Genomic DNA, 14979 nt, shown 5'->3' on the forward strand with positions numbered 1-14979 from the left:
AGGCTACGAGGCCGGTCCTAACGCGGCTCCTAGCGGCTACATAGCAGCGCAGGTAAAGCGCCGGATTGGCCGCATCAGGGCCGTCCCTCGTGGCAGGACAGTGCTTCTGGTAAGTCACTCTCCGTGATATGGAGAATTTCACCGGCCTGCTGGCCCGGCCAACGTGAAGACTGCGTATTGTGGAACCACATCGGGGTTAACGGAGAAAGAAAAGCTGCCACAGACCGATAAGGGTCCGGGCAGCCAGAGTTTCTAACTGTCTTTTATTGAACGGCGTGTGACCGCTTCTCGCTGGAAATCCGTATCAGCAGCTCCGCCGCGGCCGAGATACCGGGCCAGCTGAGATCCCTCGCGAAGATTTTCTGCGCTCGCTCGGCCTCAGCCTCCGCCTCGTCGAGGTGCCCCTGATCGAGCCGTACGCGTGCGAGCTGGACACGCATCCACGCCGACGCCTGCATCTCCCCGATGGTGTCCGCCAGCGCCAACCCGCGTTCCGCCGCCCACAACGCCCATTCCAGGTCGCCGACATTCCGGGCGGCGCTGGAGAGCCCGTTGAGCGCGATCCACTGATACGTGAGATCTCCGAACCGCTCGGCCTCCTCCCACGCCCGCTGGAACCTCGGCAGGAACTCAGGCCGGTGACGCTCGGTGGCCAGAGCCGAGACCAGATCCGGCATGGGCAGCGTCCATGCCGCGTCCTTGCCGAGATCGTCGATGACGGCCAGCGCCTGGGCCGCGAACTGACGGGCCTGGAACACGTGGCCGCGTACGGCAAAGCAGATCGACAGCCACACCAGCGTGTGCCGCACGGCGGAGGGCGCGTTGAACCGCCGGAAAGCCTCCAGGCACCTGGTCAGCCGATCCACGGCCTCCTCCGAAGGCTGGTGGATGAGCCGGCGGGTCAGCGCGAACTCCGCCTGCCACCACACCAGTTCGTCCTCGGAGGCCCGGGCGGCGGTCTTCACGGCGTGACAGATGCGCTCCAGATCGGCGTCGGTTCCTATGCAGATCAGCCCGGAGAGGTAGCCGGCGTCACCGTGCCAGCCGTACTCGCAGGCCCGCTCGATCAGCGGAACCACCAGCTGCCGTACGGACTCGTCCCAGGCGAGCGGTTCGGAGACCAGGCGGTTCAGGCGTTCGTCGGACAGCGCGAGCGAGCCAGCGGGCGGCGGACCGACGGGCGCGCGCCCCCAGAGGATTCGAGGATGCCGATGCCAGGCCGTCACCGCCACCTGCATGAGCGTGTCCAGGAGCCGCCGGAGCGCGACACGTCTGACCTCCTCGGGTTCCTCGGCCGCCAGCTCCGCCGCGTAGACGAAGAGCAGGTCGTGCATCCGGTACCGGGGCTCCCCGGTACGATCCCTGCCCACCGGCGCGATGAGACTCGCCACCACGAACTCCTCCACGAGGTGATCGACATCCTCGCGGCCGAGCAGCGCGGCGAGCACCCACTCGGGGAAGTCCGACCCGTCAAGCAGTCCGAGCATCCGGAACGCCGACCGGGCGCCGTCGGAGAGCGCGACATAGCTGAGCTCGATGCTGGCGCGCAGTTCCATCGACCCGGTGTGAAGTTCGTCCAGCCGCCGACGCGTATCCCCCAACCGCTGGGCGAAGTCCGCCAGGCGGATGTCCGGCCTGGTGGCCAGGCGGGCCCCGGCGATGCGCAGGGCGAGCGGCAGCCTCCCGCACAAGGAGGCGATGTCACGCGCCGCGTCCGGTTCCTCCCTGACCCGCCGCCCGACCAGCTCTTCCAGCAGCTCCTCCGCCTGGGCGGACGGCAACGGTTCCAGACTGACCTGCACGGCCCCCGGCAGCCCGACCAGCAGTCGCGTGCTGGTGACGATCACCGCGCAGCCCGGGCTGTTGGGCAGCAGGGCCAGCACCTGGTCGAGGTTCTTGGCCTGGTCCAGGATCAGCAGCACCCGTCTGTCGGTCAGCCGTGCGCGCAAGGCGGCGCTCCGGGCGAGCTGCCCGCCGGGCACGCTGTGCGGATCGACGCCGGACAACTGCAGCAGATCGGTCAGCGTGGTGTCCTCGACCCCCTCGCCGGCCTTGGTCTCAGGGAAACGCGCGTACCACTGCCCATCCGGGAACGCGTGCCGCATGCGATGGGCGACCCGCGCGGCGAGCGCGCTCTTCCCGACTCCCGGCGGGCCGGAGATCACCACGATGGGAGCCGCGGCCAGCTCGGCACCCGCCGTCAGGGCTTCCTCGATGCGGTCGATCTCCTCGTCCCGTCCGACGAAGTCAGGCGTGTCCGGGGGAAGCTGGCACTGCGAAACCCAGGCCGTCGGCGCCCGCGGCGGCTCGAGAGCGGGCGGCACCGCCTGGTCCAGGATCTGCTGATGCAGGCGCCGTAGCTCGTCGCCCGGCTCCAGGCCGAACTCGTCCATGAGCAGCTCGCGGGCCTGGCGGTAACACTCCAGCGCCTCCACCTGGCGATTGTCGCGATAGAGGGCGATCATGAGCTGCGCCCAGAAGCGCTCGCGCGAGGGGTAACGAGCGGTGAGCGTGCGCAGCTCGCCGATGAGCACGCCCGGGTGGCCCATGTCGAGTTCCAGATCGATCCGGCGCTCCACCGCGCGGCCCCACTCTTCGGTCAGGCGGGCGGCCTCGTCCCGCCTGAGCGCGTCGGACGGCACGTCGGCCAGGGCAGGGCCGCGCCACAACTCCTCGGCCTCGCGGAGCAGATCGATCGCGGCCTTCGGGTCGTCCCGCCGCTCGGCGACCAGCGCCTCCTCCACGAGCCGCTGGAACACCAGGACGTCGACCGCGTCCCTGTTCAGGCTCAGCCGGTAGCCCCCTCCGGCCGTGTGAATCCGGATCCCGCCGCCGACCCCCTTGGCGAGTTCCTTTCTCAGCCGCATCAGGTAGACGTACAACGTCTCCTTGGCGGTGGCGGGCGGGAGGTCGTCCCACAGCCATGTGATCAGATCGGTGACCGGCACGATCGTGTCGGCCCGAAGCATGAGCCCGGCCAGCAACACCCGGTGCTTGCCCGCGTTGGGCTGTAACGTGCCCAAAGGCCCGGCAAGTTCGAGCGGCCCGAGAATCCGGCCGCTCACCGAGTAGCCCTTATCCGCGTCCGTTGGTCTTAGGCGTGTGGTTGCACTCACGTGTACCAGCTCCTAGACACGAGCGGGGCTCGCCTCCTTCCTGAGCGGGATGATCGCTGGTTCAAGGACGGCTTGCGAGATAGAGCCTACTCGGCGAAGGTTCGTCCCGAGCTGGCCGATCGAGGGCTTCTGGGCGAGTGGACGTAGCTCTCCCCGGCCTTCTCCTGAGACCGGGGAGCTACGTGATCAGACATCCTCGGGGGGAGCCTCCGGACCCTCCTCGAAGTCCGCGAAGAGGGAGCCGCCGACGGCGGCGACCGTGTGGGTGAGGCGCACCCCCGAACCGTCCCGGCGGCCGAGCTCGTCCGGCAGCGGGATCGGCTTCCCGACGGCCGAGACCGCCTTGGCGGGCGCGGGACCCGCCCACGCCAGCAGCAGCATGTCCTCCCCCTTCAGGAAGCGCTGCGCGCGGACTCCGCCGGTGGCCCGGCCCTTCGGCGGGAACTCGGCGTAGTCCGCCATCTTGCCGCCGCCGATCTGGGTGCCCGGCAGCGCCGTGGACGACCCGGCGATCGTGATGACCCGCGACTCCCGGGACGGATCGACCGCCCCGAACCAGATCACCCGGGCCCCGGGCTCCAGCCTGATCCCGGCCATGCCGCCGGCCGGGCGGCCCTGGGGCCGCACGCTGGCGGCCGGGAAGCGGAGCAGCTGCGCGTCCGAGCTGATGAAGACCAGGTCGTGCTCCTCGGAGGTCAGCTCGGCGACCCCCACCACGGTGTCACCGTCACGCAGGCCGATGACCTCGAACTCGTCACGGTTGGCCGGATATTCGGGCACCACCCGTTTCACCACGCCCTGCGCGGTACCGATGGCCAGGCCGGGACTGTTCGGGTCGAGCGAACCCAGGCCGACCACCACCTCGTCGGGATTGAGCGACACATACTCCGCCACCGGATGCCCGCCCGCCAGCGACGGCGGGTTGGCCGAGGGCGGCAGGGCGGGCAGGTCCACCACCGACACCCGGATCATGCGCCCGTGCGAGGTGACCACGCCGGTCTCGCCGCGGACCGTCGACCGGACCACCGAGACCAGGACGTCGTGCACGGTGCGCTCGCCGTCGGCCGCCAGCGGGGAGGCGTCGCCGGTGCGGGCCAGCAGCCCGGTCGAGGACAGCAGCACCAGGCACGGATCGTCGGCCACCTCCAGCGGCACCGCGGCCGTCCTGGACGCCCCGGAGGACTCCAGCAGCACCGTCCGGCGGGGCGTGCCGTAGGTCTTGGCCACCTGGGCCAGCTCGTCCGAGACGACCTTGTTCAGCTTGTCCTCGGAGGACAGGATCGCGGTCAGCTCGGCGATCTCCCGGGTCAGCGTCTCCTTCTCCTTGTCCAGCTCCAGCTTGTCGTAGCGGGTCAGCCGGCGCAGCGGCGTGTCCAGGATGTAGTTGGCCTGGATCTCGCTCAGCTCGAAGGTCTCCATCAACCGGGCGCGGGCGGCGGCCGAGTCGTCGGAGGAGCGGATGACCTGGATGACCTCGTCGATGTTGAGCAGCGCGACGATCAGGCCGTCCACCAGGTGCAGGCGCTCTTCCCGCTTGCGCCGCCGGTGCTGCGAGCGCCGCCGCACCACGTCGATCCGGTGATCCACGTACACCCGGAGCAGCTCGCGCAGCCCGAGCGTGCGGGGCTGGCCGTCGACCAGGGCCACGTTGTTGATGCCGAAGGTCTCCTCCATCGGCGTCAGCCGGTAGAGCTCCTCCAGCACCGCCTCGGGGATGAACCCGTTCTTGATCTCGATGACCAGGCGGAGGCCCTTGTGCCGGTCGGTGAGGTCCTTCAGGTCGGCGATCCCGGACAGCTTCTTGGCGTTCACCAGCTCCTTGATCTTGGTGATCACCCGTTCAGGCCCCACGTTGTACGGCAACTCGGTGACGATCAGCCCCTTGCGCCGCGGCGTCACGTTGTCGACCGTGGCCTTGGCCCGCATCCGGAACGTGCCACGCCCGGTCTCGTACGCATCCCTGACCCCCGCCAACCCGATGATCGAGCCCCCGGTCGGCAGGTCGGGGCCGGGCACGAAGCGCATCAGGTCTTCCAGCGTCGCGTCCGGCTTCTTGATCAGGTGCCGGGCGGCGGCGATGACCTCGCCGAGGTTGTGCGGGGCCATGTTGGTGGCCATCCCGACCGCGATCCCCGTCGAGCCGTTGACCAGCAGGTTCGGGAACGCCGACGGCAGGACCGTGGGCTCGGTCTCCTGGCCGTCGTAGTTGGGCTTGAAGTCGACGGTGTCCTCGTCGATGGACTGCGTCATCAGCATGGCGGCGGCGGACAGCCGGGCCTCGGTATACCGCATGGCGGCGGGCAGGTCGTCCGGCGAGCCGAAGTTGCCGTGGCCGTCCACCAGCGGCAGCCGCATCGAGAACGGCTGGGCCATCCGGACCAGCGCGTCGTAGATGGCGCTGTCACCGTGGGGATGCAGCTTGCCCATCACGTCGCCGACGACCCGGGAGGACTTCACGTGCCCCCGGTCGGGCCGCAGCCCCATCTCGTTCATCGAGTAGAGGATGCGCCGCTGCACGGGCTTGAGCCCGTCCCTGGCATCCGGGAGGGCGCGCTGGTAGATCACCGAGTACGCGTATTCCAGGAAGCTGGTGCGCATCTCCGCGGACACGTCGATATCGACGATCCGCTCCTCGAAATCCTCGGGTGGGGGGCTGGTGGTTCGTCGGGCCATGTCGAACATTTTGCCGGTCCTCCGGCCGTGCCGCGACTCGGGCGCGCGATCGGCCACAATCGAGCCCCGCGCGGACCACTATCGTGGTCGCCTGCGGGAGGCCGCAAAAGCGGGAGGAGGCCGAGATGGCGCAGTGGTGCCTCGGCGTGGACCTGGGGACGAGTTTCTCCGCCGGGGCGATCGCGACCGACCGGCGGGTGGACATCCTGGAGGTCGGCGGCGAACGCCGGGTGCCGTCCACGATCCTGCTCAACGAGCAGGGCGTGCTGGTGGCCGGGCGGGTCGCGCAGCGGTCGATGGTCCGCTATCCGGAACGGGTGGAGCGCAACCCCAAACGTTACGTGGGCCGGGCCGCCATGCTGCTCGGCGGGGTCCCGGTGGACGTCAAGGACGCGATGGCGGCCATTCTCGCCCTGTTCGTGGCCGAGGGGCGCACCCGCTTCGACGGCGCCGACCCGGCCACCGTGGTGCTGACCTGCCCGGTCGCCTGGCGGCCCGACCGGCGGGAGATCCTCAAGGCGGCCGGGACCGCGGTGGTGCCGGGGGCGCGGATCGTCATCGTGGAGGAGCCGGTCGCCTCGGCGCTGCACTACACCTCGATCCACAGCGTCTCCGGCGGGCGGCAGGTGGCCGTCTACGACCTCGGCGGCGGCACCTTCGACACGGCGGTGCTGGCCGCCGACGGCGCCGACTTCAACGTGATCGGGGAGCCGGGCGGGGACGACATGATCGGCGGCGAGGTGTTCGACGAGCGCGTCTTCGCCTTCCTGGGGGCCCAGCTCGAGCGCTCCGCGGCCGACTGGTGGGCCGAGGTGAGCGCCAACCCCGACCGCCGCTACCGGGCCGCCGCCGCCGATCTGCTGGACGAGGCGCGGGCCGCCAAGGAGACCCTCTCGGCGTACGACACCGCAAGCCAGTATGTGGCGGGCGCGGACGTGGACGTGCAGATCTCCCGGGCCGACCTGCACGCGCTGGTGGGCGCGGACATCATCAGGACGGCCGACATCCTGGACGAGACGATCGCGGCCGCCCGGGTGGATCTGCGGCAGCTGTCCGGGATCTTCCTGACCGGGGGCGCCAGCCGGATGCCGCTGGTGCACGAGACGATCAAGGCCAGGCACGGCGACCTGGTCCGCACCTACGACGACCCGAAGATCGTCGTGGCGCTGGGCGCGGCCCGGCTGGCCTGGACGATCCTGGAGGCCGAGCGGGCCAAGACCGCGGCCAAGAACGCCGCCAAGAGCGCGGCCCTGGACACGGTCGCGAGCACGGTCAGGACGGCGGGCAGGCCCGCGGAGGGCGGGTCGCTCAAAACGGTGATGGAGGGCGTGTTCTCGGTCCGGGTGACCAAGAACGGGACCTACTGCCTGTGTGTGGACGGCGGGCGGCAGCTGCTCCGGCGGGTGGACGTGCCCTCGGGCCGTACCGACCGGGAACTGGCGTTCGGCCCGGTCATCGACTGGGCGGCCACCGACGAGGGGATCCTGCTGGCCGAGCGCGGCCCGAACGGCGCGGTGCTGCGCACGCTCACGCCGGAGCTGGTGATCCAGTCCACCCAGGTGCTGCCCGGCGTGCCCGAGGTGCGGACGCTGGCCAAGGGCGGGATCGCCTGGGCGTTCTTCCACCCGGGCCCGGTAATGCCGGTCGACAACTCGCGCGGGCTGCCGTGGGGCGAGACCGGCGAGATCACCATGCTGGAGTTCCGGCTCGGCGGGTTCTTCCAAGAGCCCGCCCACATCCCGCTCGGCCCGTCAGCGCAGTGGTTCGTGAACGAGGACGGCACCAGGCGGCGGCTGCTCGATCAGGACAGCCCCACCGGCGTCGGACCCGCCCTGGCGATCGGCTCGCCGGGCTGCACGGTCGTGCTCGGGCAGTACGCGTTCCAGAACGGCTTCCTGCCCTGGCAGGTGTTCCTGATCATCGACCCGGGCGGCCGCGTGCGCCGGGTCGACCGCCGCCCGCCCAACTGGCTGCAGCAGGTCGTGCTGCACGAGTCGAAGTGGTTCGTCGCCACCAGCCACGGCCTGGAGATCGACGCCGCCCCCAACCCGCCCCGGGTGCTCGCCTCCCGCCCCCGCGCGGGCGCGCTGCGCTGGTTCCCGGCGGGCCGGGAGATGTACGCGATCGGCATGGACACCGTGCTCCCCTCCCAGGGCTGGTCGGTCCTGCACTGCGACCGCACCACCGGCAACCTGCGCACCCTCGCCCACGAGCCCGCGACCACCCTGCTCGGCCATCTCACCTCGCGCCTGGCCGGCGAGCGGCCCCGCGTGGTCGCCGACGGCGAGACCCTCTGGCTGGGCGTCTCCGGGGCCCGCAACACCTCCCGGATCATGCACGTCACGCCCACCGGGGCCCGCCAGGCCCTCAGCGCGCCCGGCTGGGCCGAACCCCTGGCCAAGGTCCCGTCGGGCCTGCTCTACCTGCGGCTCCCCGACGCGGTCCCCGGCCCGGAGCAGTCGTTACCCGGTCGGCTCTGCCTGCTGCCGGACTAGGCGCGCGATTCGGTGAATGACAGGATCTGACGCCACGCGTCCGCGCACGCGTCGGCCCACTCGCTGTAGGAGCGGTCGAAGAACGAGTGCGGCGCGCCGGGGTAGATGACCGTTTCGTGCTCGGTTCCCGCATGGTCGAGTGCGGCGGTGAAGGTGTCGAACTCCTCGTCGGTGGAGGCGGTGTCGGCGCCGCCGCGGAGCAGGAGCACGGGCGCGCCGGGCGTGTCCGGAAGCTCACCGATGCGGCGGATCGCGCCGTAGAACCCGATCGCCCCGGCCAGGCCGCTCCCGTGCGCGCCCAGCCACCACGAGTTCGCCCCGCCGAAACAGAACCCGACCGTGAACACCGGCTGGGGGAGTTCCGCCACCGCGGCGGCCACGTCGAGGCGCACGTGCTCGTGGGACACCTCACCGATCTTCGACTGCCAGTCGAAGGAGTCGCCGCGGTCGGGGTCTGTGCCCGCCGTACGGCCGAAGTAGTCGATGGCGATGGTGTGGAACCCGGCCTCGGCGAAGCGCACCGCCAGGTCGCGGTAGTACGGATGCAGCCCCCGGATGTCCGGCAGGATGACGACCGAGCGCCCGTTGGGCGTGGCGGGTTCGGTGCGGTAGGCCAGGAAGCGGGTGCCGTCCCCGGACGTCAGCTCGATCTGCTCCCGCGCGGCGACCTCGCCGATCACGGGCGGAGCGGGCGGCCGGCTGCTCGTGCTGTGACACATGAGGTGATCCCTTTCTCGTCCGGACGAGCGTCGCACATGATCACGACGCCGGACGAGCACCCCCCAGCGCTGTCGCTATCTCGGTCCGGAGACCGGCGGCCCGGTCGGTGAGGGCGGCGATGGTCTCCAGGCGTTTGGTGGCCGACTCGCGGGCGTCGCGCTTGTCTGCCGCGTTGCCTGCGGCCAGCGTGCGCAGTTCGGCGCGGCGGGACTCCAGGTCCTTGCGCTGGGTGGCGAGGGCGGTGTCGGCGCTCTGCTCCACGGTGGCGCGCCAGTTCGCCACCTCGCGTTCCAGGGCCAGCGTGATCTCGCTGCCCGCCTGGGTGAACTGCTCGGCCAGCAGCCGGCGCAGGGCCTGCTGGTTGCGGTGGACCTCGTCCCATTCGCGGCGCCGTACCAGCACGGCCGCGGCCAGCGCCGGGCCGATGATGAAGCCGATCGGGTTGAGGTGGGCGATGATCAGGCCGAGGCTGGCGGCCATCGCGGCGGCGGGCACGCCCTCCCGGAACATGTCCATCTTGGCGCCCGCGGTGGGTTCGCTCTTGAGCTCGTGCGACCACACCCGGGGCATGGCCACCTTGGCCAGGTCCATGTCCATCGGATCCAGCCGCAGCGAGCGCAGGAACTCGTTCAGCGCGGTCCCGACCAGGGTGCTCACCTCGGCGACGATCTCGTCCCAGGCGGCCTGGATGGAGCGCTCGACGCTCTCCGGCAGCTGCTGCAGGTACCGTTCGAGATCGGCGCGCTTGGTCAGCTCGCCCACCGCCTGCTCGTACGGCTGCCGCACCCGGGCCAGATGCGCCCGCGCGATCGTCGCCACCTCCCGCCCCAGGAACTGGTTGCCCACCGCGTACCTGCGGCGCTCCTTGGCGATCTCGGCCAGCTCGGCCAGCGCGGTCTCCACTTCGGCGAGCCGCTTGGCGGGCTCCTTCGAATCGTCGGAGGCCCCGGCGACATGGTCGGTCGCCACCGCCGCCACCGCCGACAGCACCGAGACGCACGCCGACACCACCGTGGCGCTGCGCGCCAGCTCGCGCCCCTCCGCGCAGGAGCGCAGGTATTCCTCCAGCCGCCCGATCCCGCTCCGCTCGTGCAGCTGGTCGGCGCGCTCTGGCCGCCCCAGCCGGCGCTGCGCCACCGCCGCCTCGGCCAGCTTGGCGCTCACCGGCAGCCAGGCCGCGCCGCGCAGGATCGCCGCGTTCTCGGGCGCGACCAGCCCCGACTCGGCCACGAAGGTGTCCAGGCGGCGGCGGTTCTCGGCCAGCAGCGCCTGCCAGTTGGCCGAGTCCTCCACCTTGGTCAGCACGAACGTGACCGCCTGCACCCGCTGCACCGCCTCGGCCAGGAACTCCAGCTCGTGCCGGAGCACCGGCTGGTCCTGGGCGCTGAGCGCGAACAGCAGCGCGTCGGCCCGCTGCAGGATGGCCACGGTCGCCTGCCGGTGGCCGACCGTGAGGCTGTCCACGCCGGGCGTGTCCAGCAGCCGTACGCCCTCCAGCATCGGGTGGTCGACCGTCAGCTCGACATTGACCACCTCGCGGCGTTTGGCCGGGTCGCCGGTCATCGAGGCGTAGTCGGTGATCTGGGCCGGGTCGATCGCGAAGGACTCGCTGGCCTTGTGCACCTTGGCGGTCAGCGCGGGACCGCGGCGCAAGCCCAGGTAGCAGTTGGTGGCCACGTCGGCGTCCACCGGCAGCAGCCCGGGATGCCCGATCAGCGCGTTGAGCAGGCGGCTCTTGCCGCGCTTCTGGGCGCCGGCCAGCACGACCGTGGTCTCGGTCTCCTTCCACCTGGCCGCGACCTGGACGAGCACCTCGGCCAGGTCGGCGCGGCCGGCCTGCTTGGCGAGCGTGTTGACCTCGTTGGCCAGGCGCAGCACGCGGGTGACCAGCGTCGCGTTGGAGAGCTCAGCCGACATGCGGGGAACCTTTCTGAACCGCGGTCACGGCGAGGTGCGCGTAGCTGTCGCTGACGCTCTCGGCCGCGCGGCGGTCGGCGGTGAAGGGGAGGAAGTGGCTGAGCGAGCGGAACCGCGCGCTCAGGGCCGCCGCGTAGGCGGCGACGTCGGGAGGTCCGGCCGCGATGCCGACCTGGGCGGCGCCGTCGGCGCCCGCGATCAGATGGGCGAGCGCCTGCCGGTCCTCGGCGGGGACCAGCGGCGAGGCCAGCAGCCGCCGGACCGCGTCCCCGTCCACCGGGGTCGGCGCGACCGGCAGGAAGATGGGGGCCTGCGTCTGGATGACCGGCGGGGCGGCCAGGTCCTCCAGGACGCCGAGCACGTCCCGGGCGCGCTGGCCGCCGACGCGGCCACGCTCGATCATCGCGCGGGCGCGCCACCGCTCGGTCGCCCGCCGCGCGGCCTCCGGAACCTCCGGGGCGGGTACGCCGAGCTGTTCGGCCGGGTCGTCCGAGCGGGCCAGCTGGAACAGCTCGTTTCGCATGTCCTCGGTGAGCACCAGCTGGCCCCGGGCCACCGCCTCGACGGCCGCGAAGATGCGCAGGCCGTGCAGCCCGGCGGCGATCGGCTTGGTCTCGTCGAGTTCGGCCGCGAGGGCGTCCAGCACGGCCAGGTCGGAGCCGAACGCGGGCGCGCGGGAGACGCGCCGGAGCTGGGTGATCGCCGCCAGCGCCTTCAGCTGGTCGGCCCGGCGGGCGAAGTGGGCGATGCCGCCCGCGACCGTGCCCGTACGGGCGCTCACCCCGAATCCCGATTTATCGAGCAATGTCTGGCGGAGGGCTTCGGGGCCTTCGGCGCTGTGGGTGATCGCGGTGCGCAAGCCGTATCGGTGCAGGTGGCGGATCAGGCGGCGGGCCACCTCGGGGGTGAGCGGCGAGTCGGGGGAGTCGGCGAGGTCGTCCAGGTCCAGGAGGAGGAACTCCAGGTCGGCTTCGTCCAGGGCGGCGAGGGCGGCCAGGCCGTCCAGGTCGGCCGGGCCGAGCGCGCCGGTGCCCGCGGTCTCGGCGAGCAGGCCGATCACCGGGACCACGTCGAAGACCGAGGCGCGCAGATCCGCGTACGCCTTGACGGCCAGCCGCCGGGCGGTCGGCCAGGGGTCGTCCTCGTCGCCGCGCCGGTCGATCTGGCTCAGCACGGCCAGGGTGTTCACGCAGGTCATGCCGGTCGCCTCGGTGAGGCCGCGGAACTCGGCGAGGGTGGTGTCGTCGAAGGCCTGGACGTAGCGGAGCACGTAGATCAGGGCCTGCGCGTGGTCGTCGTCCTGGTCGGTGCCGAACAGCATGCGGCGGGCCGCGCGCTCGTTCTCGACGGTCGTGGTGTTCATGCCGGGGGTGTCGACGACGGTGATGGCGCGCAGGGCTTCGGAGGCCAGGTGCACGCGCATCCGGCGGACCAGGTCGATCGGGACACCCAGGTCGGCGGGGAGGCGGTGGCCCGGGGCCAGGCGGGTGACGACGGTGCGGCCGTCCTCGCACTCGACCTCGACCCGGCCGTCGTCGGGGCCGTATTCGTACTGGGTGACGACCCGGGTGCACTCGCCCGCGTCCACGGGCGCGACCGGCAGCCCGAGCAGGGCGTTCACCAGGGTGGACTTCCCGCTGCTGACCGCGCCGGCGACGGCGATCTTCAGGGGCGCGTCGAGCCGGACCCGGACCTGGTGGACCCGCTCCCGTAACCCGGGATCGGCCAGCTTGGCGATCGTGGTGCCGCACAGGTCGCGCAGCCGGTCACTCGGATTCATCCCAGGTCTCCGATATCGCCAATATCGGAGAAGTCGTCACTAAAGTCCGTTTCGTTAACGGGTATGTCGAAATATTCCTCGAAGTCCTGAAAAAGGTCTTCGGGTTCCGTCTCGGTGGTGCTCATTGTCTCCTCGAACATGGCCAGGCTCTCCGCCGTTGTGGGAGCCGGGACCGAGCCGTAGAGAAGGTCGTAGAACGCCCCCGCGTCGTCCTCCTCCACGCCCTCATTACGGTCGAATATCATGCCGTGTCATCACATATCGGTTCGGCGAGGACCGTGGTCTGATCGTCGCAGATTTCCCGGTTGACGTTCGGAGCCGGGCGTTTAGGGATACGGGAGGAATCTCCGGCGATGCCTGCTCCTCTGGTCGGCGATGTCGGTGGCGATATCGGCGACGACGCCGAACTTCTCGCCGCCGCGCGCGCGGGTGACAGCGATGCCTTCCGCCTGCTCTGGCAGCCGGTCGAGCGGCGCGCCTTCGGCGTCTGCTTCCACCTCACCGCCAACCGCCCGGACGCGCTCGACGCGCTGCAGGAGACGCAGCTGGCCGCCTGGAAGGGCATGCACCGGTATGAGGGCCGGGCGCCGTTCGCGGCCTGGGTGCTGGCGATCGCCCGCAACGCGGCCCTGTCCGTGGTCCGCCGCCGCAGCTCCCACGACGATCTGCTGTTCCCGGAGGCGGCGGAACCGCACGCGGCCGAGAGCGGGTTCGATGAGACCGTGGCGGGTCTGGTGGACCTGCGCCGCGCGCTCGCCACGCTGGCCCCGGCGCACCGGGAGGCGCTGCTGCTGTGGGCGGGCGGCCTGACGTACGAGCAGACCGCGGCCGCGCTGGAGGTGCCGCTGAACACGGTCAAAGTGTGGATCTTCCGGGGCCGCCGGAGCCTGCGCGAGCTGCTCGGGTAGCTCATGACGGCGGCTCCCGCCGGTACACCACGACCTGGGGCACGCGCAGCACCTGGTCGCCGTCCAGGTATCCGGCCCGCACGGTCTCGGCGACCGTGTCGTGCGCGTCGGGGTCGTCGGTGGGCGTGGTGTCCACGGCTTCGTGGAGTTCGCCGTCGAAGGGCAGCCCGTCGGGGCGTACCTCCTGGATCCCGGCCTCCACGAGCGCGGCCGCGAGCAGTTCCGCCAGCTCGGGGAAACGCTCGCTCAGCTGGTCGTGGAAGCGCGCGCAGGCCAGGGCCAGCGCGACGCGGTCGCGGCCTTCGGCGAGCAGGCGCTCGATCTGCTGGCTGACAGCCGGGCTCGCGCCGCCTGCCGCCACCTCGGTCAGCGCGCGCGCCAGCCCTTCTCCCGCGCTCAGGGGGGGTTGAGCGGGGGAGGGGGCGGGACGGCCGATGGGCATTCTGGCTCCTCAGCAGATGGGGTTCGATCGGCCCTGGGCCTACATGACGTTCACCATGTAGCTGAAGATCATGCCGAGCACCAGGCACACGCCGGACGTGATCGCGGCGGCGGAGCCCAGCTTCTCGCCCCGCCGGTGGCCGACCACGCCCAGGACGATGCCGATCACGCCGAAGACGGGCGGCAGGATCAGCAGGGCGATCCCGGCCATCACGAAGGCGATGATCGACATGGTCTGGGTGCCGCTGACCGGCGGCTTCCCGTACTGCTGGCCGTAGTACGGTCCAGGCTGCTGCCCGTACGGCGGGGGCGGCGGGTACTGGTATCCGGGCTGCTGCGGCGGGAGGGGTGCCCCAGGGTCGTACGGCGGGAGTTGCTGGCCGTACTGGCCGGGCTGGGGCTGGGTCGGATCCTGGGGGGTACCCATGTCGGGTTTCCTTCCGCTGGTGGAACGTTCCTGCTAGGCGGTGTACTCCGGACCGGGCAGCGCGCCCTCGACGATGTCGTTCGAGCTGAGGCCGGTCTCCTCGACCGCCGGGTCGGTGGCCGTGGTGGCCTCGGGGAACAGCGGCGCGTCGTCGGCGGTGGGCGGGATGGTGACCGCCACCACGTCGGGCTGGCCGTCGCTGTCGGTGTCGAACAGCGCGGTGTCCGCGATGCCGTCATTGTCGGTGTCCAGGATCGCGGTGTCCACGCGGCCGTCGCCGTCGGTGTCGTAGGCCTCCATGTCGATGTCGCCGTCGCCGTCGAGGTCGGACACCGCCGCGTCCACCACACCGTCGGCGTTGGTGTCCACCGCGGCGGTCTCGTAGTAACCGTCGCCGTCGACGTCGGCGAGGTCGGAGGTTCCGGCGTCGTACACGTCCATGTTCGTTCTCCAGAGTCTGATGAGTGGATCGTCATGGAGGTAGATGCGGAGACTGCCAGCT

The 14979-nt window shown here is 71.2% G+C and carries 11 protein-coding genes; 2 read left to right on the forward strand and 9 right to left on the reverse strand.

Features of this window, described 5'->3' with window-relative positions; translation table 11 throughout:
* Positions 1 to 263: 263 nt before the first annotated feature.
* Together Aple_RS08415 and Aple_RS08420 are read right to left on the reverse strand one after the other, a co-directional pair.
* Positions 264 to 3116 carry an AfsR/SARP family transcriptional regulator gene (locus Aple_RS08415; RefSeq protein WP_155343938.1) on the reverse strand — a complete coding sequence of 951 codons (2853 nt, stop codon included), beginning with the start codon at positions 3114 to 3116 and terminating at the stop codon, positions 264 to 266.
* A 186-nt stretch (positions 3117 to 3302) separates the two neighbouring features.
* Positions 3303 to 5789 (reverse strand): DNA gyrase/topoisomerase IV subunit A, encoded by a 2487-nt coding sequence (locus Aple_RS08420; RefSeq protein ID WP_155343939.1) that lies wholly within the window; start codon positions 5787 to 5789, stop codon positions 3303 to 3305.
* 125 nt (positions 5790 to 5914) lie between these two features.
* Here Aple_RS08420 and Aple_RS08425 point away from each other — a divergent pair, with 125 nt between their 5' ends.
* Positions 5915 to 8284 carry an Hsp70 family protein gene (locus Aple_RS08425; protein WP_155343940.1) on the forward strand — a complete coding sequence of 790 codons (2370 nt, stop codon included), beginning with the start codon at positions 5915 to 5917 and terminating at the stop codon, positions 8282 to 8284.
* Here the strand turns inward: Aple_RS08425 and Aple_RS08430 are convergent.
* From Aple_RS08430 to Aple_RS08445, 4 genes are read right to left on the reverse strand one after another with little or no spacing between them, the layout of a single operon-like run.
* Positions 8281 to 9003: a dienelactone hydrolase family protein gene (locus Aple_RS08430; RefSeq protein WP_155343941.1), complete on the reverse strand. Its 723-nt coding sequence runs from the start codon at positions 9001 to 9003 to the stop codon at positions 8281 to 8283. The genes Aple_RS08425 and Aple_RS08430 overlap by 4 nt on opposite strands.
* A 40-nt stretch (positions 9004 to 9043) precedes the next feature.
* Positions 9044 to 10921: a dynamin family protein gene (locus Aple_RS08435; protein ID WP_155343942.1), complete on the reverse strand. Its 1878-nt coding sequence runs from the start codon at positions 10919 to 10921 to the stop codon at positions 9044 to 9046.
* Positions 10911 to 12701 carry a dynamin family protein gene (locus Aple_RS08440; protein WP_155343943.1) on the reverse strand — a complete coding sequence of 597 codons (1791 nt, stop codon included), beginning with the start codon at positions 12699 to 12701 and terminating at the stop codon, positions 10911 to 10913. Before Aple_RS08440 ends, Aple_RS08435 begins: the two co-directional genes overlap by 11 nt.
* Positions 12698 to 12946 carry a hypothetical protein gene (locus Aple_RS08445; protein ID WP_155343944.1) on the reverse strand — a complete coding sequence of 83 codons (249 nt, stop codon included), beginning with the start codon at positions 12944 to 12946 and terminating at the stop codon, positions 12698 to 12700. The genes Aple_RS08440 and Aple_RS08445 overlap by 4 nt, the downstream gene beginning before the upstream one ends.
* Positions 12947 to 13054: 108 nt before the next feature.
* Between Aple_RS08445 and Aple_RS08450 the strand changes: the two genes are divergently transcribed.
* Positions 13055 to 13609 carry an RNA polymerase sigma factor gene (locus Aple_RS08450; RefSeq protein ID WP_155343945.1) on the forward strand — a complete coding sequence of 185 codons (555 nt, stop codon included), beginning with the start codon at positions 13055 to 13057 and terminating at the stop codon, positions 13607 to 13609.
* A gap of 1 nt (position 13610) precedes the next feature.
* Here Aple_RS08450 and grpE read toward each other — a convergent pair whose 3' ends face one another.
* From grpE to Aple_RS08470, 3 genes are read right to left on the reverse strand one after another with little or no spacing between them, the layout of a single operon-like run.
* Entirely contained in the window at positions 13611 to 14051 is a 441-nt protein-coding gene (gene grpE / locus Aple_RS08455) for a nucleotide exchange factor GrpE (protein WP_155343946.1), read from the reverse strand.
* A gap of 39 nt (positions 14052 to 14090) precedes the next feature.
* Complete coding sequence (locus tag Aple_RS53140) at positions 14091 to 14477, reverse strand: HAD family hydrolase (protein WP_218038194.1); 387 nt, start codon at positions 14475 to 14477, stop codon at positions 14091 to 14093.
* A gap of 33 nt (positions 14478 to 14510) precedes the next feature.
* Positions 14511 to 14918 (reverse strand): hypothetical protein, encoded by a 408-nt coding sequence (locus Aple_RS08470; RefSeq protein ID WP_155343947.1) that lies wholly within the window; start codon positions 14916 to 14918, stop codon positions 14511 to 14513.
* Between the last annotated feature and the right edge of the window lie 61 nt (positions 14919 to 14979).

This window comes from Acrocarpospora pleiomorpha (genome assembly GCF_009687885.1).
GTDB lineage: Bacteria > Actinomycetota > Actinomycetes > Streptosporangiales > Streptosporangiaceae > Acrocarpospora > Acrocarpospora pleiomorpha.

Bases quoted from the DNA above. Each gene is read 5' to 3' on its own strand.
- Aple_RS08420 (WP_155343939.1), bottom strand. From the start codon at position 5,789: ATGGCCCGACGAACCACCAGCCCCCCACCCGAGGATTTCGAGGAGCGG.
- Aple_RS08425 (WP_155343940.1), top strand. From the start codon at position 5,915: ATGGCGCAGTGGTGCCTCGGCGTGGACCTGGGGACGAGTTTCTCCGCC.
- Aple_RS08430 (WP_155343941.1), bottom strand. From the start codon at position 9,003: ATGTGTCACAGCACGAGCAGCCGGCCGCCCGCTCCGCCCGTGATCGGC.
- Aple_RS08435 (WP_155343942.1), bottom strand. From the start codon at position 10,921: ATGTCGGCTGAGCTCTCCAACGCGACGCTGGTCACCCGCGTGCTGCGC.
- Aple_RS08440 (WP_155343943.1), bottom strand. From the start codon at position 12,701: ATGAATCCGAGTGACCGGCTGCGCGACCTGTGCGGCACCACGATCGCC.
- Aple_RS08445 (WP_155343944.1), bottom strand. From the start codon at position 12,946: ATGATATTCGACCGTAATGAGGGCGTGGAGGAGGACGACGCGGGGGCG.
- Aple_RS08450 (WP_155343945.1), top strand. From the start codon at position 13,055: ATGCCTGCTCCTCTGGTCGGCGATGTCGGTGGCGATATCGGCGACGAC.
- grpE (WP_155343946.1), bottom strand. From the start codon at position 14,051: ATGCCCATCGGCCGTCCCGCCCCCTCCCCCGCTCAACCCCCCCTGAGC.
- Aple_RS53140 (WP_218038194.1), bottom strand. From the start codon at position 14,477: ATGGGTACCCCCCAGGATCCGACCCAGCCCCAGCCCGGCCAGTACGGC.
- Aple_RS08470 (WP_155343947.1), bottom strand. From the start codon at position 14,918: ATGGACGTGTACGACGCCGGAACCTCCGACCTCGCCGACGTCGACGGC.